Genomic DNA, 26,449 nt, shown 5'->3' on the forward strand with positions numbered 1-26,449 from the left:
GCTGTTCCTGTGTCGCTGCTGCGCTCCGAGCACGTGGCAGAATCGCAGATATGACACCAGATGCGCGGATCGCCGACCTGCATGACCGGCTGGTGGCCGCGCAGGAGCGCGAACGTCGGGCAGCCGCGCAGCTCGCCGAGGTGCGACGTCTGCAGGCCGGCGGTGAGTCTGACGACGAACACGACCCCGAGGGCGTGCCGGTTTCGTTCGAGTGGTCGAAGGCTGCGGCAGTGCTTGAGGCGGCACAGGCCGAGCGTGTGGCGCTTGAGGATGCAGTGCGTCGCGCCCGCCTCGGAACCTACGGGATCTGCGCCCGCTGCGGCCGCCCGATCGATCCGCGGCGTCTGGCGGTGCGCCCTGCTGCGACGCTGTGCATCGACTGCGCACAGCGCTCCTGACTCGTTGAATCCGTTCACAACGGTCTTTCCCACACCCTGTTTCAGGTTGCCGCCTTCTTAGTCTCGTGCCGAATCATCCGTTCTCGGAAAGGCACATCATGAACGAATTCGTCACGCGCACCACGCAGTCCGACAGGTCGGGACCGAGCTCTGACGAGCATCCGCCGAACGCACCAGACGACGGTCTGCGATCAGTTTCAGTGCTCTCTGCACGCCGCCCCTGGTCGGCGGTGGTCGTTGCGGCGTTCATGATGCTGCTCATGCTCGCGCCGATGCTCCCGGCTCTGGCGACGCCGGCCCACGCTCTCGGCGGAGGCTCGACGCATGCTGGCCGCTATGAGTACGGCAACGTGCCGGTGTGGATGGGTTCGTTCCGGCTCGACGACGGGCGCATCGCGTGGTGCGCGTTCGACCCCGGCATGCCCTCGCCCATCGACGGCGACTTCTCCTACACGGATTGGGCGCCAGAGTCGTCGTTCAGCAGTGGCAACGGTGTCGATCTGTCTGGCGAGGTGCTGGAGCGTGCGGCCTACGTGCTGGCCATGTGGGGTGACACCGATGACGAGTTCACCGCACGCGCGGTCTATCGCGCGCTGCATCTGCACACCGGGGTCGGGTTCAGCCTGCGCAACGGCGAACAGCTCACCCAAGACACCGCCGAGCACGCCGACCATATGTGGCAGGAGGCCGGCAGATTCGGTGGGCCGCACACGCTTGCCGACCCCGAGCTGACATCTCAGCACGCCGGGCAGAGAGTCGAGGCCGCCATGCAGACACCGCGGGGGCGCTCGGGAGAGGCTATGCCCGGTGACGTGGTCGCCACGATCACCGGCCCCGGCGTCTGGGATGAGACCGGCACGGCTGAGCTGCGGTTCGCTCAGGACACTACGAAGACCATTCGGTCGACAGGCCGCGGAGACATCACTGTCAAGGTCGCCCGTGCGGTGCCGAGCACGCATCTGCTCATCGCGAGGCCGACCGTCGACGGTGCACAGCGCCTCGTCGCCTCGGCCGAGAACGTCGCGATCTCTGCCGAGGCGACCGTTGCGGTGGTCAGCCAGTTCCAGCCTGCGGCAGATACGACGGCACAGACGTGGCGTCACGACGACGCCAGCGAAGACGACCTGCCTCAGATGGGCGCCCCGCTCGTCGACACACTGCATGTGCGCGCTGACGGCGAGGTGCCGTGGCTGCCTGCTCTCGACGGTTCAGGATCGCTCCCCGCGACCTTCGCCGTTGACTGGTACTACTCGCCGCGGCCTCTGCCTCGTTCGCCGAAGCCGCCTGCCGAAGCAGAGCACTTCGACCGGGTGCAGGCGACCGCGACCGGCCCGGGCGATCTCATCGTCTCGTCGAAGCGGGTCGTTGATCGATCAGGCTGGTTCTACCCCGTGGTCTCCTTCCGTGTGGCCGACCAGCCGCACCAGTTTCGCGACCGCTTTGCTGCAGACTTCATCGCAGACTTCCATGCCGAGCGAGAACAGACGGTCGTTCCCTGGCGACCGAGGGTGGTGACGCAGGCGTCAGAGATCGTCGACGGCCAGGTGACCGATCTGATCTCGGTGAGCGGCAACGATCCGGCTGCCGAGCTCACTGTGGTGTCGGAGCTGTGGATGTCGCACGAACCAGCGCATGCCGAGGGGTTCTCAGAAGCTCCCGCCGACGCCGAGCGACTGGCGACGGTGTCGACGACGATCACCGGAAACGAAACAGTGTCAACCGAACCCGTCGACGTGCCGTGGTCGCGCTTCGTCGGCGAAGACGTCTGGCCGAACCTGTACTGGGTCGAGCACATCGACCGATCACCGAGCACGGAACGCTGGCAGGGCAGACATCTGCTGCCGCACGAGACGATCACACTCACTCGTCCGACCGCGACGACGAAGACCGCAAGGAATCTCGTCACCGGAGAGCAGACAACAGACACCGCGACGGTGGCCGGAACCATCCCGACCTCGAACAGGTCGGAGAATGTGCGCACCGAGCTGTCGTTCTCGCTGTACCGGTTCGACGACTCTACTGACGGAGGCGCACAGCCAGTGTGTCTGGCACCGATGTGGACGCAGCCGAAGCCCATTGCGGTGACGAAACCGGGCGACTACGTCTCTGAACCGGTAACGATCAGAGATCCAGGCACGTACGGCTTCCGTCATCATCTCTCGACCGCCGTCACGCGAACGTCTGACGCCGGAACTGACACCTCTGGGGCGTCTGACGCTCACGGGCCGGCGCAGACGACCATGCTGCACGAGGGCGAGTGCGGCGCTGACGGCGAGACTGTGGTCGCGGTGCCGCCACCGGTGCCGCCCGTCGACGGCGAACCGGCCCCACCTGCCGAGCACATCGCACCTGTGTCGTCGACGGAGACTGCCCTCGCCGCCACCGGTGTCCCAGCTCCGGTGATCTGGGTCGCCGCCGGAGTCTCGATGATTGTTCTCGGGACGGGCGCCGTACTGCGCAGACGACGTCCGTGACTATCCACGAACAGAAGAAGCGGCAGCCGGAACCCTGTACTGAGGGTTCCGGCTGCCGCTGTTCACCGTTGCGGAGAACGCCGCGTCACTGCTGCGCGCTGATCGCCCGCTGCAGGGCATCCTGCAGCTGTTTGTCGGCCGTACCGAACGCTGCCCAGTCACCGGAGACACGAGCCTGTTCACGGGCGTCCAAAGCCGTCTTGGCGTCTTTGAGTGCCTGCGCGACCGCAGGATTCGACGACGAGGTGCTGGTGCCGCCGTCGGCCGGCGCCTCCGACTGCTCCTCAGTCGACGGCCCAGCCTGCCCGGGGCCGTTCTGCCCGACAATCGCACCCGAGTCACCGCCGAAGATGTCGTCGAGAGCTTTGTCCAGCGTGTCTTCGAAGGCGACCTTGTCACCGAACGAGACCAGGATCTTGCGCAACAGCGGATAGGAGGTCTCGCCCGTCGAGCGCACGTAGACCGGCTGCACGTACAGCAGGCCGCCACCGACCGGCAGCGTCAGCAGGTTGCCGCTGCTCACCGTGGTCTGGCCCTGACGCAGCAGGTTCAACTGTGTCGACACGGTGTTGTCCGAGTCGAAGAGGTTCTGAACCTGGCCGGGACCGGGCACGTTGGTCTCTCCTGGCAGTCTCAGCAGTGTCAGCTTGCCGTAGTCTTCGCTTCGCTTGCCGTCGGCCCCTTCGCCATCGCCGTTGGCGGCCAGATAGCCGCGCAACACGTTTCGCGAGCCGCCCGAACTCTGCTGAATCGGAATGAAGGTGCTGTACAGCGAGAACGCCGTGTCGGTCTGCCCGGGAAGACGCATCGACAGGTAGTACGGCGGCTGCTTCGTCGAGGTATCCGAGCCGGACTGCGGATCAGCAGGAACCTGCCAGGCGTCTTCACGCGAGTAGAACGAACCGGCGTCGGTCACATGGTAGGTGCCGAGCACGTTGCGCTGAGCCTTGAACATGTCGGTCGGGTACCGCACATGTGAGAGCAGCGCCGAACTCATCTCGTCTGCCGACTTGACGGTGTTCGGAAAGACCTTCTGCCACGCCTGCAGCACAGGATCTTCCTGATCCCACGCGTAGAGCGTAACCGATCCGTCGTACGCATCGACCGTCGCCTTGATGGAGTTGCGCATGTAGTTGATGGTGTCGGTTGCTGGCCGAGCAGCAGATGATGCCCCGTCGTTGATGGCCTGACGGTAGCTCTGCTGCTGCGAGTAGGGGTACTGATCGCTCGTGGTGTAGCCGTCGACCACCCACTGCACACGACCGTCGACGACCGCCGGGTAGGGATCCTGGTCGAGAGTCAGATACGGCGCGACTTTCTGCACGCGATCGATCGGGCTGCGGTCGTAGAGAATCTGCGAGGAGTTGCTGACCGCGTTCGAGGTCAGAATCTCGATCGATCCGAACTTCATGGAGTAGAGCAGACGGGTCAGCGCGTTGTCGAGCTTCGGCCCTCCGTCACCAGAGAACGTGGTGTACGTCTGATTCGACTCGTTCTGCTCGCCTTCGTCGGGATTCGCGCTGCTGCCCGACGGGTAGTCGAGCTCACGGGGCGACTCGCCCTCAGGCGCACCTACGATCGAATAGGCCGGCGACTTCTCGCCGAAGTAGATGCGCGGCTCGAACGACCCGAGATCGCCGCTGGTGGGAATGCCTCCCTCGAAGAAGATCGGCTTGCCGTCTGAGGTGACCTGGTTGCCATAGGCGGCGACCACACCGTAGCCATGGGTGTACACGATCGAGTTGTTGTACCAGGAGTCGGTGGGCTGCTGGCTGAGCTCGCGCACCGACAGCACGGTGTCGACGCTCTGGCCGTCGATCTTGTAGCGATCGACGTCGAGCTTCGAGCCGAACTGGTAGTACTGCTTGTACTGCTGCAGCTGTCGGAACGTGTCGCTCACCAAATCGGGGTCGAGCAGGCGGATCGAGGCCGTGGTGTCGACGTCGCTGCGCAGCGCACCGGCCTTGGCATCGGTGACCGCGTTGTAGGGCTGCACGTTCACCTTGTCGATGCCGTAGGCCTCACGCGTGGCATTGATGTTGCGCTGCAGGTACTCGGCCTCGAGACTGCGCTCGCTCGGCTTCACGACGAAGGCCTGCACACCCCATGGATAGGCCACGCCGATCAGCAGCGAGGTCGCCACCAGAACGGCCGCGCCCACGACCGGGATGCGCCAGCGGCCGGTGACTGCGGCGAACACGAAGCCGAGGGCGACCAGCACTGCGACGGCGACCAGAATGGTGCGGCCCGGAATCTGAGCGTTGACGCCCGAGTAGCCCGCCCCGGTGAACAGCCCCTGCGGGTCGGTCAGCTGCTGATAGCGCTCGAGCCACAGACGCACGGCGTGCAGCGCCACATAGACGGCGATGGTCACGGCGAGCTGCACGCGCGTGCCCTTGGCCACTCGCAGGCGACGGTTCTCGATGCGGATCGATCCGTAGAGATACGAGATCGCGACGAACACGATGCCGCTGAGCAGCGCGGAGAAGAGCAGGTAGCCGACCAGCTGCTGGTAGAAGGGCAGCTGGAACAGGTAGAAGCCGGTGTCCAGCCCAAACTGGGGGTCAGTCTCACCGGTGGTGCCGCCGTTGATCCAGAGCGCGGCGGTCGTCCACCGACTCGCGAAGTAGAGTGCGCCGAACAGGCCGAAGAGGATCGGGATGCCCCACGTGATGCCCTTGCGCAGTGGTTCGAGCACCTGCTGATACTGATCGAGTGTGGCGTTCACACGCACATAGGTCGGCCGTGAGCGAAAGGCGAACCAGACGCTCACCCAGAGCGGTCCGGCGAGAAGCACGAAGCCGATCAGCCCCATCAGCCCGCCGGCGAACCACTGAGTGGTCAGCACGTTGAGAAAGCCCACCTGTCGGTACCAGAGCACATCGGTCCAAACGGCAGAGGCGGCGAAGAGCAGAGCGACGATCACGGCCAGCGCGATGATGCTGATCACAGCCACCCGGCGAGTTCTGTTGGGGTGTGTCACAGGGCTACGGGGGTCAGACACGATAATGCGCTCCTTCGCGGGGGTGGCCGGTGCTGCTCGGTCAATGCGTCATGTCATTCTAGCCAGCACCCGCTGACACCCGGTCAGTCGAGCGGCGTATTTCGCTGCAGGCTGACGGTGGTCAGCGTGCGCACTGAGGCAGCCCGGCGACGCTCTTCGTCGTCGAGATGGTGTCGAGAGCATGCAGCGCGTCGTCGAGCGAGGCGACCGAGACGACCGTCACGGAATCGGGGATGCCGCCGGCCAGTTCGGCGCAGTTGGCTTCGGGGGCCAGAAACCAGGGCGCTCCGTGATCGCGAGCGGTGAGCACCTTCTGACGAATGCCGCCGATCGGCCCGACATGGCCGGCGGCATCGATGGTGCCAGTTCCTGCGATCGTCTCACCGCCGGTCATCGAGCCGGGGGTGAGCTTGTCGATGATGCCGAGCGAGAACATCATGCCGGCGCTAGGCCCCCCGACTTTGTCGAGACTGATCTGCACCTGTGGCTTGCTCTCGGCATCCTCGAGCCCGAGGTGGTTCAGGGCTGCGTCGACGGCCGCCTGCTGGGAGGTCGTCATCTGCTCGGTGGTCTCGCGTTCCTGGTCGTCGACCGTCTGTCCTGGCGGGTACACGGCGTCGAGCGGCAGCACCGTTCGCGTCGGATCGACCCAGGCGGAGGCCGTCTGCACCCAGTTAGGCTGAGCCCGAGGGCTGCCGAGCACGCGAACGGTCAGCATGTACAGGCTGCCGGTCGTCGGATACGTCGGTGCGCCGGTGATGTCGAGCACCGTTTTGGTCTCGGTCTGCCCTTCGTCGGTCACCGTGCCGAGCACGTCATAGGCAGGTCCTTCTTCGCGAATCACATACGGACTCGGCGTGAAGGCGCAGATGATCAGCGCTCCGGCGGCGACGATGGTCGCGAGTCGGCTCAGGCGGTGACGAGCGATGGGCATGGCGTGAATCACACTAGTGTACCGTTGTGACGAACACCAAGGAGGTCTCCATGGTTTCCCCTGAGAATCCATCCGAACCACAGGACGACGGCTCCGACGACGAGTTCCAGCGTCTGCTGAAGCAGCTCCTCAGCGGTGATTCCGAAGGGCTCGCAAAGGCAGCCGGACTCCCCATCGACCAGAACGCGATCGCTTCGATCATCGCATCCATCCAGCAGGCCGCGGCGACCCCTCCCGGTCAGGTCGACTGGTCGCAGGCCCGCGAGCGCGCGCAGCAGGTCGCTCATGCCGCCGAGGTCGTGCTCACCGATGACGACCGCACCCGTGCGTCCAACGCCTTCGACATCGCTCGGCTCTGGCTGAGCGAGGCCACTGCGTTCGAGCCGGTCTCGACCGGCCGCGTGATGAGCCGCACCGAGTGGGCACGTGAGACCCTGCCGTTCTGGCAGCAGCTCTGCGAACCGGTCGCGGGCAGCGTCGCCGAGGCGCTGCTCGAGGCGCTGCGCAGCAACCTTCCAGAAGAGATGCGGGCCTCATTGGGCCAGGCTGTGCAGGTCATGCGCGCCATGGCGACGACCGTCTTCGTCGTCCAGCTCGGCCAGGTCGTCGGCCAGCTCGCAGCAGAGACGGTCTCGGCCAACGAGATCGGCATCCCCGCGATGCCTGACAACGAGCCGGCGCTGCTGCCGCAGAACATTCACGAGTTCTCACAGGGTCTCGAAGTGCCGGTCGAAGAGATCACGATCTTCCTGGCCACGCGTGAGCTGGCGCATGTCGCGCTCTTCCGACACGCTCCCTGGCTGACCAGCGAGCTCACCAGCGCCATCACCTCGTATGCCCGTGGCATTCAGATCGACGTGAGCCGCATCGAGTCTCTCGGCGGCGAGATCGACCCCTCTGATCTCGACTCGCTGCGCGGAGCCGTGCAGCGCGGCGAGCTCATCCCTCCGCGCACCGACGATCAGAACGCGGCGCTGGCGCGCATCGAGCTGCTGCTCGCACTCATCGAAGGCTGGGTCGACACAGTGACCGGCGCCGCCGTGCGTCGGCTGCCGAAAGGTGCGGCTGTTGCCGAGGCCGTCACCCGCCGTCGAGCGATCGGTGGCCCGGCTGAGCATGCCTTCGGCACGCTCATCGGCCTCGAGTTCCGCCCTCGTCAGCTGCGCAAGGCCGCAGCCCTGTGGTCCAAGGTGACCGACGCACTGGGCAGCGCCGACCGCGACGCGATCTGGCAGCACCCCGATCTCCTCCCGACCACCGACGAGCTCGATGCCCCCGAGGCGTTCATCAGCCGTGCTCGCGGCGACGAGCAGACTGACTTCGATCGTGATCTCGCCCGTCTGCTCGAAGGCGACCTGCCCGATTCGCCGAAGCCGGACGACGACTCCGAGGGAGACGCCCCAAAGCAGGGTTAGTCGTCGCCGAGCCTGTGGAGAATCGTTCGCGCCGTCGAGGGTTCTCTCGCATACTCGCAGCATGAGCACTCGAACGCCCGCCTCATCAGCCTCACCGCCGCCTCTCGACTCGTCGACGCTTCAGCTGCACCCGAAGCATCCGCTGCTCTGGCGCGCAGGTGGGCGGTTGCAGGTCGGTCTGCAGCAGCCTGTCGTCTTCGATGACACGACTCCCGGCATCGAGTCACTTCTCATCGCGCTGCAGGGCGGCGTGACCGACGACGAGCTGCACCGGCTGGGCGCGCGGGGCGGGCTGACCCCGGCATCTGTCGAAGGTCTGCTCGCGCAGCTCGGCGAGCGCTGCCAGCGCACCCCGCAGTCGCTGAGCCTGCACCGACTGTGGAGCGTGCGCCCCTCGCACACGCTCTCCGAACACCATCGCGCAGCCGAACGCGTTCGGCGAGCGCAGGTCGCCGTGACCGGGCATGGGTCGCTGCCTGCGGCCGTTCTGCGCACCCTGGCAGCGAGCGGCTGCACGTCGCTGCGCCATCTGCCCGACCCCGCGGTGCCGTACGGGCTCGACGGCTCGCCGCACCCGGCCGACCGATGCCGCGAGCTGCCCGCTGAGTCGGCGCTGCGTCAGCCGGTCTCGCCAGGCGCGTGGCACGAGCACGACGCGCAGATCGCCGATCTCTACGGCTGTGCGATCACGAACGGCGGCGACTCCCGCGACGATCTGACGGTCATCTGCGGCTACGGCCCGCCGCATCCCGCACAGTGGATGCCTCTGCTGCGCGACGATCGCGTGCATCTGAGCGTGTGGGCCACCGCAACGGGCGCCATCGTCGTCGGGCCTCTGGTCGTGCCGGGCCAGACGGGCTGTCTCGGCTGCGTGCATCAGCACGCTCGCGATCAGATCGATGACTGGGCGCTCCTCTGTGATCAGATGTGGCGACGCGCACGCCTCACCCCGCTGGCCACTGATGTCGCACTGGCCACTTCGCTGGCAGTGCGCTGCGTCCTCGATGCTCTGACGGCCGCTCCGAACCTGCTCTCTCAGGTCTGGAACCGACGCGTCGTGGTGCACGACGGGCAGACACGGCTGCTGCCGCACGAACCGCATCCGCGATGCCTCTGCCGTGATCAGCCCTTCGACGAGACGCTCAGCGCTCCGAGAGAAACCTCGACGGCCTGACCACGCGACCGGCCACACGTTCGGGATACGACAGGTGCAGTGTGCGGCGCGCTCTCGTGACCGCGACGTACAGCAGTCGCCGCTCTTCGTCGATCTGCGCTGCGTCGGTGCCGCCGCCGAACGGCAGGTAGTCGTCGGTGAGACCCACGACATGCACGTGGTCCCATTCCAAGCCCTTGGCGGCGTGAATCGTCGAGATCATGACCGTCTCGGTGGGCGGCGGATGCTTCTGCTCACGCCGTTCGATCAGCTCACGATTGAAGACTGCCAGCTGCGTTCGCTCGCCGGCGTCGACGCAGAGACGACGAATCGCGTCGAGCGACTCCCACCGCTCGCGCACGGCACCGGCCTGCGACGGCGGCTCTGCCTTCCAGCCGGCTTCGCCGATCGCTTTGAGTACGGCCGGCAACGCGAGCGCTTCGGGCGTCGAGGCCGCGGCGACCCCGATCAGCAGCATGGTGTCGACCACCTCGCGACGCGAGAAGAACGGGGTGGCGCTGCGCAGCCTGTAGGGCACTCCGGCGTCAGCGAGCGCCTGCTCGTAGCGGGCGGTCTGCCCGTTGACGCGCATCAGCACCGCGATCTCGTCCGGTCTCTCGCCTGAGGCGATCTGCGCGCGGATGCGGGCTGCGACCAGTGTGGCCTCCTGCGACTCGTCTGAGGCGCTGTTGAGCATCGGTGTCGGCCCGGCGGTCGGCGAGTGCAGCTGCACGGCCCCGGGCCTGCCGGCCATGATGCGGTTAGCAAGCGCCACGATCGGTGCAGTCGAGCGATAGTTGCGGCTCATCTCGATCGACGTCGTGCCCGCGAACTCGTTCTCGAAGTCGAGCAGATAGCGCGGATCGGCCCCGGAGAACGAGTAGATCGTCTGGCTGGGATCTCCCACCACGCACAAATCCCGGCGCCGCCCCATCCATTCGCGAAGCAGGTCGTGCTGCACGGGCGAGACGTCCTGGTACTCGTCGACGACGAAGAAGCGGTACTGATCGCGCACTTCGTCGGCGACGACCGGCTCCTGGCGCAGCATCCCGGTCATCGCCAGAAGCACGTCTTCGAAGTCGATGCTGCGGCGCTGCTCTTTCAGCCGTTCGTACCGCATCATGATCGCCGCGACCTGTTCGTCGGCGAGACCGTCCACTCCGGCGTGGTCGCTCAGCAGATATCGTTCGACCGTCAGCGACCGAACTTTGCGCCACTCGATCTGCGACGAGAGGTCACGCAGTCGAGCGGTGTCGATGCTCTCGATTCCGCAGGCCGCCGCCGCCTCGGCGATCACCGGTGCCTTGGAGGTCAGCAGGTTCGGAAGTCTGGTGCCCAGCACACGAGGCCAGAAGTGCCGCAGCTGCGCGAGGGCGGCGGCGTGAAAGGTGCGGGCGGCGACCGGAGGCAGACCGAGTCGCTGCAGACGCAGCCGCATCTCCGCCGCTGCACGACTGGTGAAGGTGAGCGCGAGCACTGAACTCGGCTGATAGATCTGCTGCTGAATGCCCCAGGCGATGCGATGCGTGATGGCCCGCGTCTTGCCAGTTCCTGCGCCCGCGAGCACGCGAACCGGCCCCGTGAGCGCCTCGGCGACCGTACGCTGCTGCACGTCGAGCCCGCCGAGCAGGTCGTTGTGCGTGGCGGTCGCTGGTGACGGCATCCTCGTCCTCTACTCTGGTCACATGAGTCGGTCCCCTCTCACATTAGCTGCACTCGCCGCTTCGGCACTTCCCGGCCTCGAGGTCACGTCGGTCGCGATGCACACCGCCGGCACCACCGGCGACTACGACTCTGCCGTGGTGGCCGACGGCCAGAACCGGCACTTCATCATCCGAGTGCCCAACTCCCCGACCGCCTACCGTCATCTCGAAGAGGAGCTGAAGTCGCTCAGCGCCCTCAGCGCAGGCATCCGCACCCGGCTGCCCTTCCAGGTGCCCAGCGAGGCTGGTCGCGTCGAGTTCTCCGGAACGGCCGCGCTGATCTACACGTATATTCCGGGCGTGCTCATCGACATCGCCGACCTCAGCCGCGACTCCCCGACCACCGCATCCCTCGGCCGCGCGCTGGCTGCGCTGCACACGCTGCCCACCGGCTTCGTCGACGACTACGGGCTGCCGCATGAGCATCCAGAGGTGGTTCGCGAACGCTCGCGAACGATCATCGTGCGCGCCGAGAAGACGCGCCTGGTGCCGCGCGCGCTGCTCGACCGCTGGCTTGCGGCGATCGACGACGACGGCCTGTGGGAGTTCGAGCCGACCGTGGTGCACGGCGAGCTCGACGACCAGGCTGTGCTGATCGAGGCCGACGAGGTCTCAGGCGTGCTGAACTGGGGCGGGCTGCGCATCTCAGATCCGGCCCTCGACTTCTCATGGCTGATGCACTCGGCTGTGCTTCAGGCGGTCGATGCGGTCTTCGACGCCTACGGGTCGGCCCGCGGCGAGGGTGCGCTCAAGTCGCTGCGCCGTCGCGCCACGCTCTATGCCGAGCTGCAGGTGGCCAAGTGGCTGCTGCACGGAGTCGACGGCGAAGACGCCAAGATCACCGAAGACGCAAAGCACATGCTGCAGGATCTGGCCGATCTGGTCGACGGCAACTATCGCCTGCTGCTGACCGACCCGATCTTCGAAGCCGAGCGGCCGACGGCGGATGCCGAACCAGGCACGCCTGACGACTTCCGGGCCGAGCGAGGTGCGGACAGTGCGGAGCACTCCGGTGATCGTTCTGATTCGGCGGAGCAGCCGAAGGAACCGATTGTGGTGACCGAGCCGATCGAGATCGTCGTCGAAGAGGAGACCGACGAGGTCGTCGTCGCCGAAGTCATCGAAGACGACGGTGAAGCCCCGGACGCAGGCGACCGCGCTGAGGCCGATGCCGACGAGACGGACGGCGACGACTCGCACCGTGCTGCGGCGAACGAGGAGAACGCCACGATCGTCGAAGACGACGCGCCGGAGTCTCCTGCCACACGCGCCTGACCGGCGCGAACCGCAGCTGGCACGGCGCCTGCCGCCGCATCACGAGGCGATGGTCGCCCACCGTTCGGCGAGCTCGTCAGCCGTGAAAAAACGTGACGGTGCGATCTCCCGGTCGTCTGCGACGTAGTAGAACCGTGCCGAGACGTCGGCCACGTCGACGCCGGCATGCTGAGCCCAGGCCAGACGGTAGAGCGCCAGCTGAATCTGTCGCTCTTCGAGTTCGCCCGCGGTCTGCGGGGCCCGCCCGGTCTTCCAGTCGACGACTTCGTAGCCCTCGTCGGTGCGGAACACCGCGTCGAGTTTGCAGACGGTCTGCACGTCGCCCAGCGGCAGACGGATCTGCGTCTCGACGGCGACCGGCTGAGCGGTCGCCCACCGACTGCGTTCGAACGTCTCTTGCAGCCGTGCGAGCTGCGCGCTCGCCTGTTCGTCGAGCACCGTGGGCGCGGTGCCGGGGCGTTCCTCGGGATCGAGCCCGTCGGCGCGGAGGCGGCCCTGCTCGTCGAAGGCCGACGTCGGCTGCAGATCGTCGAAGAGAGACTCCGTCGTAAGTGAGAACTCCTGGTCGCTGACCCGGTAGCGCCGTTCGACCCATTCGTGAAAGAGTGTGCCGACGCGGGTCTCGCGGTGCGGTTCGGTGGGCATCGGCCGATACAGCTGTGCCGCGACGGCCACGGGGTCGGTGAGGAACTCGTGCATGCGCGATGCGGCGACGCGGCTCGGCAGTTCGATGCTGAGCCCACGGCCGGCATCGGCACGTTCTTTCAGCAGCGCTTCGATCGGCACCTTCCAACCGCCGATGTCAGGCCACGTGGCAGGATCGGCGCCCAGCGCTGCGGCGTCGGGCACCGATTCGACGGCTTCGACGGCCGCCGCAGCAGCAGCGACCGATGCTCGGCGTGCGCCGAGCGGATCCTGCGGCCATGGAAACTGGTCGACACCGTGGTCGACCGGTTCGGGCTGCCCCGTGAATTCGTTCGAGAAATCGGTCAGCACGCCGCGTTCGACCAGCTCGCTGAGAAAGACGCTCGGCGTGCGCGCTCCAGCTCGCTCGGCCCGGTAGGCGGAGCAGGAGAGCAGCAGGTCGTCGCGTCCGCGGGTGAATGCGACGTAGGCGATACGGCGTTCTTCGTCGAGATGACGACGCTTCTCGTGTTCGCCGAACGCTTCAAGCGTCTCGCCGAACTCAGCGGCATCGGCCGCGGTGCGCCAGGCCAGCTCGGGCAGATCGAGGCGGTCACCGCGAAACTCGTAGGGCAGCTCACCGGCTGACAGCCACCCCTTGGTCGAGGTCAGACGTGCCGGCATTTCACCTTGGACGAGTCGCGGAACCGCGACGTGATCCCATTCCAGCCCCTTGGCCGCATGCACCGTCAGCAGCTGCACGACGCCTTGCTGCGCTTGGGCCCCTTCAGTCGAGAGACGCTCTCGACGTTCGACCTGGGCGATCCATGAGAGGAAACCGCCGAGGGTGCTGGCCGGAGCGCTGTGCATGTATTCGCTCGCCTTCGCGAGCAGCGCATCGAGATTCTGCATCGGTCTGCGCAGGCTCTCGTTGGCCCGCAGCTCGACGTCGATGCCCAGACGTTCGATGACCAGTCGCATGAACTCGGTGAGCGGCAGGTGCGCCTGGCTGCGCAGCGAGCGCAGCAGCGCACCCGCGTCATACAGCCGATGCGCGCCTGTTCGCGAGAACCCGGCGCGGGTTATGAGACGCTCGACGCGAGGCCCCCCGGAGACCATCAGATCGAGGGCGTCGACGAGCGTGGCGTGGTCGTCTCGGGCGACCGACTGCCTGAGCTGCTCGCGCACTGCCGGGGCCAGCTTCTGCAGGTCGGCGTCATAGCTCGCCAGCTGTCTGGCGAGGCTGCCGAGCGCCTGCAGGTCGGCGGGGCCGACCCGCCACCTGGCACCGGCCAGCAGTCGCACCAACGAGTTGTCGGCGTCGGCGCTGTGCACGACGCGCAGTGCACTGAGCAGGTCGACGACCTCGGGCGCTTCGAGCACACCGGCGAAGCCCACGATCTCGTGCGGCACTCCGGCTCGGGCCAGCGCCTGCGCGAAGACCGGCATCAGCGCACGCGCGCGAAACAGCACCGAGCCGGTGGACCTGTCGGACATGCGATCGCGCATCCAGGCAGCGACCGCATCTGCCTCAGCCTCGAGATCGGCCGACACCGACACCTGCACCACCCCGTCTGGGGCTCCCGACCGTGACTGCAGCCGCACCACGGGCACCGACGAATCGGCACCGGCATCGGCGACCAAGGCATTGGCGACGTCGAGGATGCTTCGGCTGTTGCGCCAGCTCGTCGCCAGCTCGAAGTTCGCCGGAGCACCCTCGGTGCCGAAGTCGCGGTGAAAGCCCTCGAGATTCTCACTGCTCGCTCCGCGCCAGCCGTATATCGACTGGTTCGGGTCACCGACGGCCATGACCCGCTGCCCATGAAAAAGCGTGCTGAGCAGCCGGGTCTGCGACACCGACGTGTCTTGGTATTCGTCGAGCAGCACGGCGTCGAACTGCTGCCGATATGGCTCGGCCGCGCTCGGGTCACGCCTGATCGCTTCGAGCGCCAGGGCGACCTGATCGGCGTACTCGATGAGCCCGCGTTCGCGCTTGCGCCGCTGGTACTCGACCGCGAGCGGCACCAGCGTCTGCAGACTCTGCACCGCCGAGACGCTGTCGGTGACCTCTTTGCCCGGCCCAGGCTTGCGAGCGCGCGGTTTGGGCGGCAGTTCGGACAGCCTGGCGAACTCCTGCGCGAAGCGCAGCACGTCATCTGGCTCGGCGTTGTTGTCGATCATGGCATGCGTGAGAGTGAGCAGCATCTCGGCGACTCGGGTCGGCGACTTGCCGAGTTCGTAGAGCGCCTCTTCATCGTCAGAGGCGAGCACGACCTCGTGGGCCAGCCCCCAGGCGCCGGCCTCGGTGAGCAGCGTCGAGTCGGGCTCACGACCGATGCGCAGGGCGTTGTCCTGAAAGAGCATGTTGGCGAACGAGTTGTAGGTCGACACAGACGGCGGCTCGCTCAGGTCGACCGAGTCGACCAGCCCGGAGCGCACGAGGGCCCGCAGCGCCCCGTCGATGCGCGACGACAGCTCGCTGGCGGCCTTGCGGGTGAATGTGAGTCCGAGCACCTGGTCTGGAGAGACCACCCCGTTGGCCACCAGCCAGACCACACGACGCGACATCGTCTCGGTCTTGCCCGCACCTGCGCCGGCGATCACCAGTGCAGGCTGGTCGCCCTCGTGCTCGATGACTCGACGCTGCTCATCAGTCGGCGGAAAGATGCCGACGGCCTCAGCGATGCGAGCCGCGCTGATTCGCTGCGTCATTGTGCCTCCTGAATGTGCTGCACCGGCTGTCGAGCCGGCATCGTGGTCTCGCCGAGCGTGTGGATGTGCGTGGTCGCCGCGCTGCCGTCTCCCTGTTTCGTGCGGGCGAGGTCGGCCCAGAACTCACTGCCGGCCATCCCCCGAGCGAGCTGGTCGACCAGGGTACGTGCGTTGGCGAGCTGCTGCGCGTCGAGGGCCGCCTGCACGAGCGGCTTGTAGCTCTTGCGGTCTCCGCCGACGAAGACGAGCATCGCCTGCTGCAGCTTCGAGGCGTCGACTCCGTTGACCGCTCCGGCGGCCACAGCGACCTGATAGGCCAGCAGCTGCAGGTTCTCGGCCACCTCGGCCTCTTTGAAAGGCTTGCCGGTCTTGAGATCGATGATGCGGACGGCCCCGTCTGGCAGCTGTTCGATGCGGTCGACGGTTCCGACGATCTCAGCGATGCCGCACTCGGCGGTGAACCCCTCTTCGAGGGCGATCGCCCGCGCCCCGATCTTGTCGGCGTCAAGCATGTACGAACGCATGTTGCGCAGCCGATTGGTGACGTCGTCGAGCATCATGCGCGACTGCCATGGCGTCTCGAAGTCGAGCTCGCCCCACCGCGAGCGCACCTGGCCGACCAGACGATCGAGATCACGGTGGTGCTCTTCTTCGGCCTTCTGAAAGGCCTCGTGTATCAGCGTGCCGATGCCGGTGGACATCCCTCCGCTGTCGACCCCGATGTGCCCGAGGAACCAGGCGAGCGGATCGTTCTGGAACATCTGCAGCGACGAGGGAGAGACCCGCACCAGAGGCCCTTCGACTGCTTCTGCCGCTGTCGCTGCGACTGCCTCCTGACTCCCGCTGCTGTCGACATTCTCGTCTGCGGGCGGAGCGTCGAGGTCGCCGGCGAACGGATCGAGCTCGGTGAGCGGCTCGGTCGTGCTCAGGTCGGCCAGCCCGGACCATTCGGTCGGAGATGCTCCGCGCACATCGGCGTGCGCGAGCACGACCAGCGCCCGAGCGGCGATCTGGTCGTCCGGATGCTCGTTGAGTCGGCGTCTGAGCGTGCCGACCACGCCGCGCAGGGTGTACCAGCCGTACTCTTCGCCTTCGGCCGGTTCAGTGCTGACGATGTCGTCGAGCATTCTGAGCATCATGCTCGGCGCGTTGTCTTCGTCGATCACCGTGGTCAGCAGCACATGCGAGCGCGCACGGCTCAGCGCCTGCACGAACATGCGCAGCTCGTCGTGCAGCACCTCTCGACGGCGGTCGACGTCGTGCTGACCGCGCACCGTCTCGACGAGGTGTTCGGCGCCGAGCAGCGTATTGCGCTGACGGGTGTTCGGCCAGGCACCGTCTTGCAGCCCCATCACCACGACTGTGTCGAACTCGAGGCCGATCGTCGCTGACGCCGACCCCAGGAACACGGCGTCACGACGCCCCGTGTGGGCGAGCGAGTCTTCGGGCACGCTCTGCTGCAGCTGCTGTTCGACGAACTCGCCGGCATCGGCTTCGGGAAAGCGTTCGACATGACGCTGTGCCGAGGCGAAAAGCGCGACGACGGCGTCGAGTCTGCGGTTCGCATCGACGGCGGCGACCCCGCCGCTGAGCGCCTGTTCGCGCCACTCGTCGGCGACCCCGGCACTCTGCCAGGCCAGCCAGAGCAGCTCGACCGCCGGAGCCTGACGCTCGTTGCCGTGTGCGATCTCGCTCAGCAGGGCGGCGAGCCGGTCGACTTGTGCGATTGCCCCGGCCAGCGGCCCGGCGTGCGGCAGCCCGGTGCCGCCGCGCACGGCGTCGACGAGCAGTGCGGAGGCGCGCCGCTCGCCGCCCCCGGCCAGTTCGTGTTCGCGCAGCGCACGCCGCACACGCCGGAGGTGCACGCCGTCGAGCCCGCCGAGCGGCCCGGTCAGCAGTTCGGTGACGACCTGCTCGTCGAGTTCGCGCAGCCCGCAGCCGACCTCGACGGTGCGCAGCAGATCGAGGTTCACCGCCTCGTCGCGCAGCGCTCCCGAGACGCCCGAGAGCGAGACCGGAACGCCTGCTGCCGCGAGCTGCCGCGAGAGCTGCTCAAGCTCGCCTGACGATCGCGTCACGATCGCCATCTGCGCCCAAGGCAGATGCTCTTCGAGATGTCGCCGGCGCAGCACGCCGGCCACACCGGTGATCTCGTCGCTCGACGTCGCAAACGATTTCGCTGCGATTCTGCCGGCACCTTGGCCTGCAGACTTCGTCTTCGCCTCAGTCGTCGGCGCTGACCCGGCGTCAGTCTGGCTCTCGGCAGCATCGGTGTTTTCGGCAGCCTCTGGGCTTTCGACAGCTTCTGGGTTTTGGGCAGTCTCTGGGCGTTCGACCGCCGCCTGCAGCGCCCGGCGCTGTTCGCCGGCGGATGCCGTACCGACGTGCTGCATGATCTCGCTGACGGCATGGGCAAGCTGGCCGTGCAGCCGATGGCTCTTCTCGAGCACGACCTGCTCGGCACGCACGCCGATCTCGTCGTGCAGACGTGCGACGAGATCGGGGCGACCACCGCGGAACCCGTTGGTCGCCTGATCGGGATCGCCGAAGGTCACCAGCCGGGCGCCACGCTGCACGAGCGGCCGGAGCAGCCCGATCAGCGCGGCAGTGCTCTCTTGGAGGTCGTCGACGAGCACCAGTCGCAGACCCCCGAGCTCTGCAGGAGGGTGGTCAGCCAGCACCTCGGCCGCTGCTGAGACGAGTTCGCTGGAGTCATAGGCCGTCGCGGTCTCTTCGATCGCCTTCTTCACGGCGAGGTACTCGTCGAAGAGCTGAGCTCCGGCCGCCCATTCGGCACGGTTCGTCGTCTGCCCGAGCTCTGCCAGGCCCTGTGGGGTCACTGCGTATTCATGCGCACGGCCGAAGAGCTCTCGCAGCTCGGTGCGGAACCCGCGCAGCTCGCGCACTTCGGGCCCGATCACCGGCGGCCAGGGCAGTGCACCGCCTGCGACATCCGCCGTCTCATGGCCCTGCAACAGCTCTTGCAGCAGGCGATCCTGCTCACCACCGGTCAGCAGACGTGGCGGCGTCTGGCCGTGCGCCAGCGCCACCGCGCGCAGCACTTCGAAGGCGAGCGACGCCGCCGTGCGCACGAGCGAGCTCGCCGACACGTCGCGCAGCCCGACGTCGATCAGCGTCGACAGCGATGCCGCAGACTGCCTCGACGAGGCGATCACCAAGATCTGCTCAGGGCGCACGCCCCGGTCGAGGGCGTCGAGCACCGTGGCGGCGAGCGCGGTCGTCTTTCCTGTTCCCGGGGCGCCCAGCACACGAAGATGGCTCTGCTGTGAGCGCTCGATCACCTGCAGCTGCGACGCGTCGAGCGCAGATCGGTCGAGCACCCGGTCTGGTGCGGAGGCACTGGTGATGAATCTGATCTCGGGCATGTCTCAACGGTACGACACCCCTCCGACACGACTCATGAGAGCTCTGCGCGGATGCCACGCGGATTTGTGCGCCGAGAGCGGAAATGGACCCTGAGAGGTCTGACTCCGTCGGCCCCGAGATCGGCGGTGACCTAGACTGAGACCCGCATGTCGTCGTCTTGAGACTGCTCGATATGAGCGTTTCGCAGACCAGAGTGAGGAGTCCCTATGGAGGTCAGAATCGGTGTTCGACAGAGCGCTCGTGAGCTCAGCTTCGAATCGGCTCAGAAGCCGGAAGAGGTGACCGATGCGGTCAGCACGGCCATCGCCGATGAGCACGGCGTGCTCAAACTGATCGATGACAAGGGGCGCCTCTTCGTCGTGCCCTCAGCCGGCATCGCCTACGTCGAGGTCGGCCCGCAGGAGACCCGCCGCGTCGGCTTCGTCTCCTGACGAGGCAGCATCCCGAGCAGCTGAGGCTGCGGGCTCGCCGACCTGACAAGAGACGCGAAAACGCTAGGCGGTGAGCCCGAGCCTCTCCATGCGCGCCGTGTGACCCGCGATGAGGTCGGCGTGCACCGCCTCGATCTGCGAGATCACCTGCTGCACTTCGTCATCGCGATGCAGCGACGTGTCACGCAGCGCACGCAGCACCGGATCCGGCAGCACCATGAGCGCGCGGCACCACAGCAGCGAATCGCCCACCAGGCGACGCCCCCACATCGCCAGCCGATCGGCAAGCCAGTCCGTTCGCTCGATCTCCTGTGCGAGCACCGCAAGCGCGGCATCCGTTTCAGAGCGCTCGGCGACCGGCCAGCGCAGGCCCGTGCGCAGTTTCGCACCCTTGCCGAGCCGTGCCACGAAGTCGTCGGCGAACCCGTCGACCAGATAGACGGCGAGCACCGCCTCCTGCCACAGATTCGGGCTGAGCCGAGACCACAGTTCGTCAGAGTCGGCCTGATGCACCTGCACGCCGCCGAAGGTCAGCTCGCTGTCTCCCTGACCGAACGCACCTCGATAATGACGGTGCCGAGTGAGCAGCTCTTCGGCGACCGAAGCGGTCTGTGCACGCAGGTCGGGCTGCTCGATGAGTGGCAGCACGCCGGTCAGATACTCGAACGCCGCCAGTTTGAAATAGGCGAGCGTGCCGACCAGCACCTCGGAGTCCGGGGCGAGAAAGTCGATGCGCACGTTCGTCGGGCGAGACGTGTGGGCAGACTCCGAGCGCGAACGAACACGCAGCTCGGTGCCCTTCTGGCGACGACGAAAGAGTTTGAACACGCGCTTAATCGTACCCGCAGTCGGTGCAGCCCGATGGCAAACGGCCGCTGACCCGGTAGAATCGGGGTGATGCCTGATGACAGGCAGTGGAGATCAGCGCCTTGGGTGCCCGGTCGGTGACGCGACGCACACGTCGTTCCCGACCCGCGAGCACCGATCGGCGCGCAGATGAAAGAACACACGTGACCACCTTCAGAGAACTGAACATCGACGACACCATCGTCTCGGCCCTTGACGAGAAGGGCTTCGATTCGGCCTTCCCCATTCAGGAACAGGCCATCCCCCTCGCCCTCAAGGGCAACGACATCATCGGCCAGGCCAAGACCGGCACCGGCAAAACTCTGGGTTTCGGACTTCCCGTGCTGCAGGAGCTCGGCGAGCACCCCGAAGACCATGTGCAGGCCCTCGTGGTCGTGCCCACCCGCGAGCTCGCACAGCAGGTATACGAAGACCTGCTGTTCGCCGCTTCGCACCGCCCCGACGTCAAGATCGCCGCGATCTACGGCGGCAAGTCATATGACGATCAGATCGCCGCACTGAACGATGGCGCGCAGATCGTCGTAGGCACCCCCGGCCGCCTGCTCGACCTGAACCAGCAGCACATTCTGCAGCTCGGTCGGGTGCGCTTCGTCGTGCTCGACGAAGCCGACAAGATGCTCGACTTGGGCTTTCTGCCCGACGTCGAGCGCATCTTCTCGAAGCTGCCCGACGTGCGCCAGACCATGCTGTTCTCGGCGACCATGCCGGGAGCGATCGTGTCGCTGAGCCGCCGCTTCATGACGCACCCCATCCATGTGCAGGTCGTCGATCCTGACGAAGGCCTCACCCAGGCCAACATCGACCACTTCGTCTACCGCGCGCACCCGCTCGACAAAGACGAGATCATCGGTCGCATCCTGCAGGCCGAGGGCCGCGGACGCACCGTCATCTTCACCCGCACCAAGCGCGCCGCGAGCCGTCTGGCCGACGAGCTCGACGACAGAGGGTTCAAGGCCGTCGCCGTGCACGGCGACCTCAACCAGGATCAGCGCGAGCGCAACCTCAACAAGTTCCGCAACGGCGAGGCCGACGTGCTGGTCGCCACCGACGTGGCCGCTCGCGGCATCGACGTCGACGACGTCACCCATGTGATCAACCACAGCATCCCCGAAGACGAGAAAGACTATCTGCACCGCGTGGGCCGCACCGGCCGCGCCGGCAAGCATGGCATCGCGGTCACCTTCGTCGATTGGGAGGACGTCGCCCGCTGGGGCATGATCAACAAGGCCCTCGACTTCGGCCAGCCCGAGCCGACCGAGACCTACTCGACGTCACCGCACCTGTTCAGCGACCTGAGCATTCCCGAAGACGCCACCGGCCGCCTCAAGGCCTCGACGCGCAGCAACGAGCGTCACAGCTCGCGTGGCGGTCATGATCGCGGCGGGCGCGGCGGTCGCGACGGCCAGGCCTCGCACGACGGACGGCGCGGCGGCAACGGCCGCGGACGCGAGCATGGAGACCGCGATCGGCACCATGACGGGCAGCGCGATGCCCACCGTTCGAACGCCGGGCAGCAGGACGAGACGAAGCAGGAGCAGGCGGGCGCGACCACGAAGCCCCGTCGCCGTCGCCGTCGCCGCAGCCATGGTCAGGGTGGCGAGGCCGCACAGGGCAGCGGTCAGCAGACCGGCTCCTCAGCCGAATAGCCGAACCTGACCTGCACGCAGCGCGGGCGATTCGAGATGCACGATGGGTGTGTGCGTCTTCGGATCGCCCGCGTTTCTGCGCACCTCACCGTGGCACGTTCAGCGGCCTCATCGGTCGGGGCAGGCGGGCGTCCGGGTCAGCGGGCGTCCAGGTTCAGCGGTCGTGACCGCCCAGCCCGGCCTCTTCACCGGCGGCCGCCAGATCGCGACGCAGCTCCTTGGGCAGTGAGAACGTGAGGTCCTCTTCGTCGGTGCGCACCTCTTCGACGTCGTGCCAGCCGACTTCGGCGAGCGCGGCCAGCACTTCGTCGACGAGCACGTCGGGCACCGAGGCACCCGAGGTGATGCCGATGGTGCGCACGCCGGCGAGCCATTCCGGCTCGATCTCATGTGCGAAGTCAATGCGATGCGCGGTCCGAGCGCCGTGATCGAGGGCGACATCGACGAGCCGCATCGTGTTCGACGAATTGGACGAGCCGACGACCAGCACGAGATCGGAGCGCGCCGCGATGTTCTTGATCGCAATCTGACGGTTCGACGTGGCGTAGCAGATGTCGTCGCTCGGCGGGCTGACCAGCTCGGGAAAGCGCTCGCGCAGCCGCTCGACCGTGCGCATGGTCTCGTCGACCGAGAGCGTGGTCTGGCTGAGCCAGACGGTCTTCGCCGGGTCACGCACAACCACTTTGTCGACCTCGCTGGGATCGTTCACGATCTGCACGTGGTCGGGTGCCTCGCCCGAGGTGCCTTCGACCTCTTCGTGGCCGCGGTGGCCGATCAAGAGGATGTCGTAGTCCTGTTTCGCGTATCGCTTCGCCTCGCGATGCACTTTGGTGACGAGCGGGCACGTGGCGTCGATGGCCTGCAGCTCTCGTTCTTCGGCCTCGGCGACGACGCTCGGCGCGACGCCGTGTGCGCTGAAGACGACGTGGGCGCCGACGGGCACCTCGTCGAGTTCTTCGACGAAGACGGCTCCGTCTTGCTCGAGTTCTGCGACGACATGTCTGTTGTGCACGATCTGTTTGCGCACGTAGACGGGGGCGCCATAGATCTTGAGCGCTCTCTGCACAGCCACGACGGCGCGGTCGACTCCTGCACAGTATCCGCGTGGGGCTGCCAGCAGCACCCGTCGAGGGGGCAGACTGTCATCATCAGCGATCACCGGCAACACCGGCGCTGCGCGGGGAACGCGTGGAGTCGGCACGAAGACGGGATCGTTCGCGGCTTCTGGTGTCACACCTCCATGATACGGTGCCACCGTTGCCGCAGCAGCTGACTGCGCGCTCGGCACGCGGCCAGCTGTCAGAGGAGGTGCGGCGGCACGAGCTGCTGGCAGAGCGGCGGGCCGTGTGGCGAACCAGACATGGTGCTGCCGCAGCGCGGATGACATGAGACAGGAGCACGATGAGCGAGCAGGTTCAGCACGACGGCCCAGCGACGGCCGACGCACCTTGGTCGGTCGCGCGAGTGGCGAAACAGCTCAAGGGCTACATCGACCGTCTCGGCGGCATCTGGGTCGAAGGCGAGATCACCCAGTGGAACGTGCGCGGTGGCAACGTCTTCGGCAAGCTCAAAGACCTCGAGCAGGACGCCACGTTCTCGTTCGCCATCTGGTCGTCGACCGCTCGACGCATCGATCTCGGCGAGTTCAGTCAGGGCGACCGCGTCGTCGGGCTCTTCACACCGAATTACTGGCCCAAGGGCGGCTCACTCACCTTCGTGACCTCACAGCTGCGCCATGCCGGGCTGGGCGAGCTGCTCGAACGGCTCGAACGCCTGCGCCGGCAGCTGGCCGCCGAGGGGCTCTTCTCGACCGACCGCAAGCGGCGCCTGCCGTTTCTGCCGGGCATGATCGGGCTCATCACGGGAGCGAACTCAGACGCTGAGAAAGACGTGCTGCGCAACTCCGCCCTGCGCTGGCCGGCTGTGCGCTTCCGCACGATCCACACCGCCGTTCAGGGCGAACGCGTGCCTGACGAAGTCGTGGCCGCGATCCAGCAGCTCGACGCCGACCCTGAGGTCGAGGTCATCATCATCGCCCGCGGCGGCGGCGATTTTCAGCATCTGCTCGGCTTCAGCGACGAACGGGTGCTGCGCACAGCGGCCGCAGCACACACGCCGATCGTCAGCGCCATCGGCCACGAGAACGATCGTCCCCTGCTCGACGAGGTCGCTGATCTGCGTGCGTCGACTCCGACCGACGCCGCCAAGCGCGTGGTGCCAGACGTCTCTGACGAGCTGCTGCGCGCCACGCAGGCGCGCACCCGGCTGCTGACCGCGATGAGTGGTCGTCTGCGCAACGAGCACGAACGACTGGTGCAGCTGCGCAGCCGCCCGGTCATGCGCGACCCCGAGTGGATGCTGCACGAACGTGCCGAAGACGTCAATCGGCTGCGAGATCGGTCTTCCGAGCTCTTCGTTCGCACGCTCGAGCGCGGGCACAGTCAGATCGAGGCTCTGCGTGGGCACCTCGTCGCGCTGTCGCCTCTCGCCACGCTCAGGCGCGGGTACTCAATCGCCCGGCGTGATGACGGCACCGTGCTCACGAACGCGGCCGATGCGGCCGTCGGGCAGCAGATCACTGTGCTGTTCGCCGAAGGCGAGCTGCAGAGCACCGTCGACCAGATTTCAGACCATCATCTCGCCGCATCAGAGAGAAAGTAGACTGTCGATCATGGCTCACGACTACGCACAAGAGGTCGCCGACCTCTCATACGAGACCGCCCGCGACCAGTTGGCCGAGACGGTCAACCGTCTCGAGCAGGGCGGTGCGACCCTCGAAGAGTCGCTCGAACTCTGGGAACGCGGCACGGCCCTCGCCGACCGCTGCGAGCAGTGGCTGACCGGTGCCCGCCAGCGCCTCGAAGCCGCACAAGAGGCCTCTGCCGCCGGTCAGCAGAGCGCTGCAACAGCCGGTGCCGCTGAACCGGGGGCAGCCGACCAAGACGCAACCGGCGCGTCCGCGACGACCCCAGGCGACGATGACGTCTTCTGATCAGACAGAGTCCACTGTTCCAGCAGCAGCAACAACATCGACGCAGTCCGGCGCAGGGGAGCCTCCGCGCGGCCCGGTGCCGTCGCAGGCCTCTGATTCGGCCAAGAAGCACCGCGCCCAGCAGACGCTGCGCAATCTGATTCTGGCGATCATCGCGTGCGTGGGAGTCCTCGTGCTGATGCTCGTCGTGGTGCCGCGAGACGACTCGCCGATGCACAACGCCGTCGACTACCAGGGCACGGCACAGGGCATCCAGCCGACCGTCGACTGGCGCCTCGCCGTTCCCGAGCCGGGCTCCGGTTGGCAAGCGAATCGTGCCGACATCGACCAGGAGCCGACGAACCAGCTGCAGGTGTGGACGATCGGATTCCTCACGCCGAAACACCAGTACATCCGCTTCGAGCAGGTCAAGGGCGCGAACCCGACCTGGGTCAGCCAAGACCTCGACGGCCGACGTCCAACCGGGCAGATCGACCTCTCCGGCCACACGTTCACCGTCTATGACCAGCGCGACTCCCCCGACTTTCAGAAGGGACAGAACAACTACGCGCTGACCACCGAGGTCTCGGGAACTACACTGATCTTCAACGGAACAGCCGATGACGACGAGTTCGCCCAGCTGATCGACGCGACTTTGACCTCGCTGAACAGCTGACCCCCGATCGGACGAACCGTCGCACACCGGCACGAAGGAGAGCCATGAGCGAGCTGGATCTTGGTACGCCCCAAGAGGTGTGGAACGACCTGCAGGAGGGCAACGATCGCTTCGCCACGATGCGCTGTCGCCACCCGCATCGCGATGAGGCTCGCCGGCAGGAGCTTCTGACCGGGCAGTCTCCCAAAGCCGTCATCTTGGGCTGTGGTGACTCCCGTGTGCCTGCCGAGATCGTGTTCGACGTAGGCCTCGGCGACCTCTTCGTGGTTCGCAACGCCGGCGCAGTCATCGGAACCAGCATCCTCGGATCGATCGAGTTCGCGGTCGGCTCGCTGCACGTTCCCCTGGTGATGGTCATGGGCCACGAGAGCTGCGGCGCGATCGCCGGAGCCATCGCGGCCGCCGACCCGGCACAGCCGACGCCTCCCGGCTATTTTCTCGAAGAGCTGCTGCACCGCATCAAACCGGCGGTCACGCAGGCCGAGCGCGACGGCGACTCCTCGCCGCGACACATCGGCGAGCTGCAGGTCGAGAACACGGTGCAGGCGATCATGGAGCGTTCTGAACTCGTCGCCGCTGCAGTGACCCGGGGCGAGACCGCCGTCGTCGGCGCCATCTACGATCTGAGCACCTCACGCGTGCGGCCCATCACCGCTCGCGGCCTCGACATCGGACAGACAACCGCGAGCAACGCCGGACGCGAACTGTCACACTGACCCCCGCCGCATCCACCTCGAAGCTGCACGTGCAACGCAGCACAGAACAGAAAGAAAGGCTGT

At 66.8% G+C, this 26,449-nt stretch carries 18 protein-coding genes; 11 read left to right on the forward strand and 7 right to left on the reverse strand.

Annotated elements, in window-relative coordinates:
* The first annotated feature begins 50 nt into the window (after nucleotides 1-50).
* Together F8O07_RS10105 and F8O07_RS10110 are read left to right on the forward strand one after the other, a co-directional pair.
* The gene (locus F8O07_RS10105) at nucleotides 51-398 is read left to right on the forward strand and encodes a TraR/DksA family transcriptional regulator (RefSeq protein ID WP_158032065.1); all 348 of its coding nucleotides are present in this window, start codon (nucleotides 51-53) and stop codon (nucleotides 396-398) included.
* Between the two features lie 98 nt (nucleotides 399-496).
* Entirely contained in the window at nucleotides 497-2,872 is a 2,376-nt protein-coding gene (locus F8O07_RS10110) for a hypothetical protein (protein WP_158032066.1), read from the forward strand.
* An 85-nt stretch (nucleotides 2,873-2,957) separates the two neighbouring features.
* On the opposite strand, the gene F8O07_RS10115 is transcribed toward F8O07_RS10110, so the two are convergent.
* The gene (locus F8O07_RS10115; protein ID WP_158032160.1) at nucleotides 2,958-5,822 is read right to left on the reverse strand and encodes a UPF0182 family protein; all 2,865 of its coding nucleotides are present in this window, start codon (nucleotides 5,820-5,822) and stop codon (nucleotides 2,958-2,960) included.
* Between the two features lie 175 nt (nucleotides 5,823-5,997).
* The gene (locus F8O07_RS10120) at nucleotides 5,998-6,810 is read right to left on the reverse strand and encodes a PDZ domain-containing protein (protein ID WP_192496759.1); all 813 of its coding nucleotides are present in this window, start codon (nucleotides 6,808-6,810) and stop codon (nucleotides 5,998-6,000) included.
* Nucleotides 6,811-6,860: 50 nt separating this feature from the next.
* Here F8O07_RS10120 and F8O07_RS10125 point away from each other — a divergent pair, with 50 nt between their 5' ends.
* Nucleotides 6,861-8,225 carry a zinc-dependent metalloprotease gene (locus F8O07_RS10125; RefSeq protein WP_158032068.1) on the forward strand — a complete coding sequence of 455 codons (1,365 nt, stop codon included), beginning with the start codon at nucleotides 6,861-6,863 and terminating at the stop codon, nucleotides 8,223-8,225.
* Nucleotides 8,226-8,286: 61 nt separating this feature from the next.
* Nucleotides 8,287-9,399 carry a hypothetical protein gene (locus F8O07_RS10130; RefSeq protein ID WP_158032069.1) on the forward strand — a complete coding sequence of 371 codons (1,113 nt, stop codon included), beginning with the start codon at nucleotides 8,287-8,289 and terminating at the stop codon, nucleotides 9,397-9,399.
* Here the strand turns inward: F8O07_RS10130 and F8O07_RS10135 are convergent.
* Nucleotides 9,368-11,041 carry an ATP-dependent helicase gene (locus tag F8O07_RS10135; protein WP_158032070.1) on the reverse strand — a complete coding sequence of 558 codons (1,674 nt, stop codon included), beginning with the start codon at nucleotides 11,039-11,041 and terminating at the stop codon, nucleotides 9,368-9,370. The genes F8O07_RS10130 and F8O07_RS10135 overlap by 32 nt on opposite strands.
* 22 nt (nucleotides 11,042-11,063) lie before the next feature.
* Between F8O07_RS10135 and F8O07_RS10140 the strand changes: the two genes are divergently transcribed.
* Nucleotides 11,064-12,356, forward strand: coding sequence for a phosphotransferase (locus F8O07_RS10140; protein WP_192496760.1), 1,293 nt, complete (start codon nucleotides 11,064-11,066; stop codon nucleotides 12,354-12,356).
* 39 nt (nucleotides 12,357-12,395) lie between these two features.
* Here F8O07_RS10140 and F8O07_RS10145 read toward each other — a convergent pair whose 3' ends face one another.
* Together F8O07_RS10145 and F8O07_RS10150 are read right to left on the reverse strand one after the other, a co-directional pair.
* Complete coding sequence (locus tag F8O07_RS10145) at nucleotides 12,396-15,692, reverse strand: ATP-dependent DNA helicase (protein WP_158032072.1); 3,297 nt, start codon at nucleotides 15,690-15,692, stop codon at nucleotides 12,396-12,398.
* Nucleotides 15,689-19,078 (reverse strand): ATP-dependent helicase, encoded by a 3,390-nt coding sequence (locus F8O07_RS10150; protein WP_158032073.1) that lies wholly within the window; start codon nucleotides 19,076-19,078, stop codon nucleotides 15,689-15,691. Before F8O07_RS10150 ends, F8O07_RS10145 begins: the two co-directional genes overlap by 4 nt.
* A gap of 207 nt (nucleotides 19,079-19,285) precedes the next feature.
* Between F8O07_RS10150 and F8O07_RS10155 the strand changes: the two genes are divergently transcribed.
* Nucleotides 19,286-19,510, forward strand: a complete 225-nt coding sequence (locus F8O07_RS10155) for a DUF3107 domain-containing protein (protein WP_158032074.1) — start codon at nucleotides 19,286-19,288, stop codon at nucleotides 19,508-19,510.
* A 63-nt stretch (nucleotides 19,511-19,573) separates the two neighbouring features.
* On the opposite strand, the gene F8O07_RS10160 is transcribed toward F8O07_RS10155, so the two are convergent.
* A complete protein-coding gene (locus F8O07_RS10160; protein ID WP_192496761.1) occupies nucleotides 19,574-20,338 on the reverse strand; it encodes a ferritin-like fold-containing protein in 765 nt (254 codons plus the stop codon).
* A gap of 182 nt (nucleotides 20,339-20,520) precedes the next feature.
* Here F8O07_RS10160 and F8O07_RS10165 point away from each other — a divergent pair, with 182 nt between their 5' ends.
* Nucleotides 20,521-22,023 carry a DEAD/DEAH box helicase gene (locus tag F8O07_RS10165; protein ID WP_158032076.1) on the forward strand — a complete coding sequence of 501 codons (1,503 nt, stop codon included), beginning with the start codon at nucleotides 20,521-20,523 and terminating at the stop codon, nucleotides 22,021-22,023.
* A 154-nt stretch (nucleotides 22,024-22,177) separates the two neighbouring features.
* Here the strand turns inward: F8O07_RS10165 and F8O07_RS10170 are convergent, their stop codons facing one another.
* Nucleotides 22,178-23,191, reverse strand: a complete 1,014-nt coding sequence (locus F8O07_RS10170; RefSeq protein ID WP_225733294.1) for a 4-hydroxy-3-methylbut-2-enyl diphosphate reductase — start codon at nucleotides 23,189-23,191, stop codon at nucleotides 22,178-22,180.
* A 233-nt stretch (nucleotides 23,192-23,424) separates the two neighbouring features.
* Here F8O07_RS10170 and xseA point away from each other — a divergent pair, with 233 nt between their 5' ends.
* Genes xseA through F8O07_RS10190 form a run of 4 tightly spaced genes read left to right on the forward strand, consistent with a single transcriptional unit; the run spans nucleotide 23,425 to nucleotide 26,386 of the window.
* Nucleotides 23,425-24,684: an exodeoxyribonuclease VII large subunit gene (gene xseA / locus F8O07_RS10175; RefSeq protein ID WP_158032078.1), complete on the forward strand. Its 1,260-nt coding sequence runs from the start codon at nucleotides 23,425-23,427 to the stop codon at nucleotides 24,682-24,684.
* A gap of 10 nt (nucleotides 24,685-24,694) precedes the next feature.
* On the forward strand, nucleotides 24,695-25,015 hold the full coding sequence (locus F8O07_RS10180; protein WP_158032079.1) for an exodeoxyribonuclease VII small subunit: 321 nt from the start codon (nucleotides 24,695-24,697) through the stop codon (nucleotides 25,013-25,015).
* Nucleotides 25,002-25,670, forward strand: a complete 669-nt coding sequence (locus tag F8O07_RS10185; protein ID WP_158032080.1) for a DUF4245 domain-containing protein — start codon at nucleotides 25,002-25,004, stop codon at nucleotides 25,668-25,670. The genes F8O07_RS10180 and F8O07_RS10185 overlap by 14 nt, the downstream gene beginning before the upstream one ends.
* A gap of 44 nt (nucleotides 25,671-25,714) precedes the next feature.
* A complete protein-coding gene (locus F8O07_RS10190; protein ID WP_158032081.1) occupies nucleotides 25,715-26,386 on the forward strand; it encodes a carbonic anhydrase in 672 nt (223 codons plus the stop codon).
* Nucleotides 26,387-26,449 lie beyond the last annotated feature (63 nt).

Origin of the sequence: Pseudoclavibacter sp. CFCC 13796, assembly GCF_008831185.1 — a bacterium.
Taxonomy (GTDB): Bacteria; Actinomycetota; Actinomycetes; order Actinomycetales; family Microbacteriaceae; genus Pseudoclavibacter_A.

Excerpts from the sequence above, each read along its gene's own strand:
- F8O07_RS10105 (WP_158032065.1), top strand. The coding sequence starts at position 51 with ATGACACCAGATGCGCGGATCGCCGACCTGCATGACCGGCTGGTGGCC.
- F8O07_RS10110 (WP_158032066.1), top strand. The coding sequence starts at position 497 with ATGAACGAATTCGTCACGCGCACCACGCAGTCCGACAGGTCGGGACCG.
- F8O07_RS10120 (WP_192496759.1), bottom strand. The coding sequence starts at position 6,810 with ATGCCCATCGCTCGTCACCGCCTGAGCCGACTCGCGACCATCGTCGCC.
- F8O07_RS10125 (WP_158032068.1), top strand. The coding sequence starts at position 6,861 with ATGGTTTCCCCTGAGAATCCATCCGAACCACAGGACGACGGCTCCGAC.
- F8O07_RS10130 (WP_158032069.1), top strand. The coding sequence starts at position 8,287 with ATGAGCACTCGAACGCCCGCCTCATCAGCCTCACCGCCGCCTCTCGAC.
- F8O07_RS10135 (WP_158032070.1), bottom strand. The coding sequence starts at position 11,041 with ATGCCGTCACCAGCGACCGCCACGCACAACGACCTGCTCGGCGGGCTC.
- F8O07_RS10140 (WP_192496760.1), top strand. The coding sequence starts at position 11,064 with ATGAGTCGGTCCCCTCTCACATTAGCTGCACTCGCCGCTTCGGCACTT.
- F8O07_RS10145 (WP_158032072.1), bottom strand. The coding sequence starts at position 15,692 with ATGACGCAGCGAATCAGCGCGGCTCGCATCGCTGAGGCCGTCGGCATC.
- F8O07_RS10150 (WP_158032073.1), bottom strand. The coding sequence starts at position 19,078 with ATGCCCGAGATCAGATTCATCACCAGTGCCTCCGCACCAGACCGGGTG.
- F8O07_RS10155 (WP_158032074.1), top strand. The coding sequence starts at position 19,286 with ATGGAGGTCAGAATCGGTGTTCGACAGAGCGCTCGTGAGCTCAGCTTC.
- xseA (WP_158032078.1), top strand. The coding sequence starts at position 23,425 with ATGAGCGAGCAGGTTCAGCACGACGGCCCAGCGACGGCCGACGCACCT.
- F8O07_RS10180 (WP_158032079.1), top strand. The coding sequence starts at position 24,695 with ATGGCTCACGACTACGCACAAGAGGTCGCCGACCTCTCATACGAGACC.
- F8O07_RS10185 (WP_158032080.1), top strand. The coding sequence starts at position 25,002 with ATGACGTCTTCTGATCAGACAGAGTCCACTGTTCCAGCAGCAGCAACA.
- F8O07_RS10190 (WP_158032081.1), top strand. The coding sequence starts at position 25,715 with ATGAGCGAGCTGGATCTTGGTACGCCCCAAGAGGTGTGGAACGACCTG.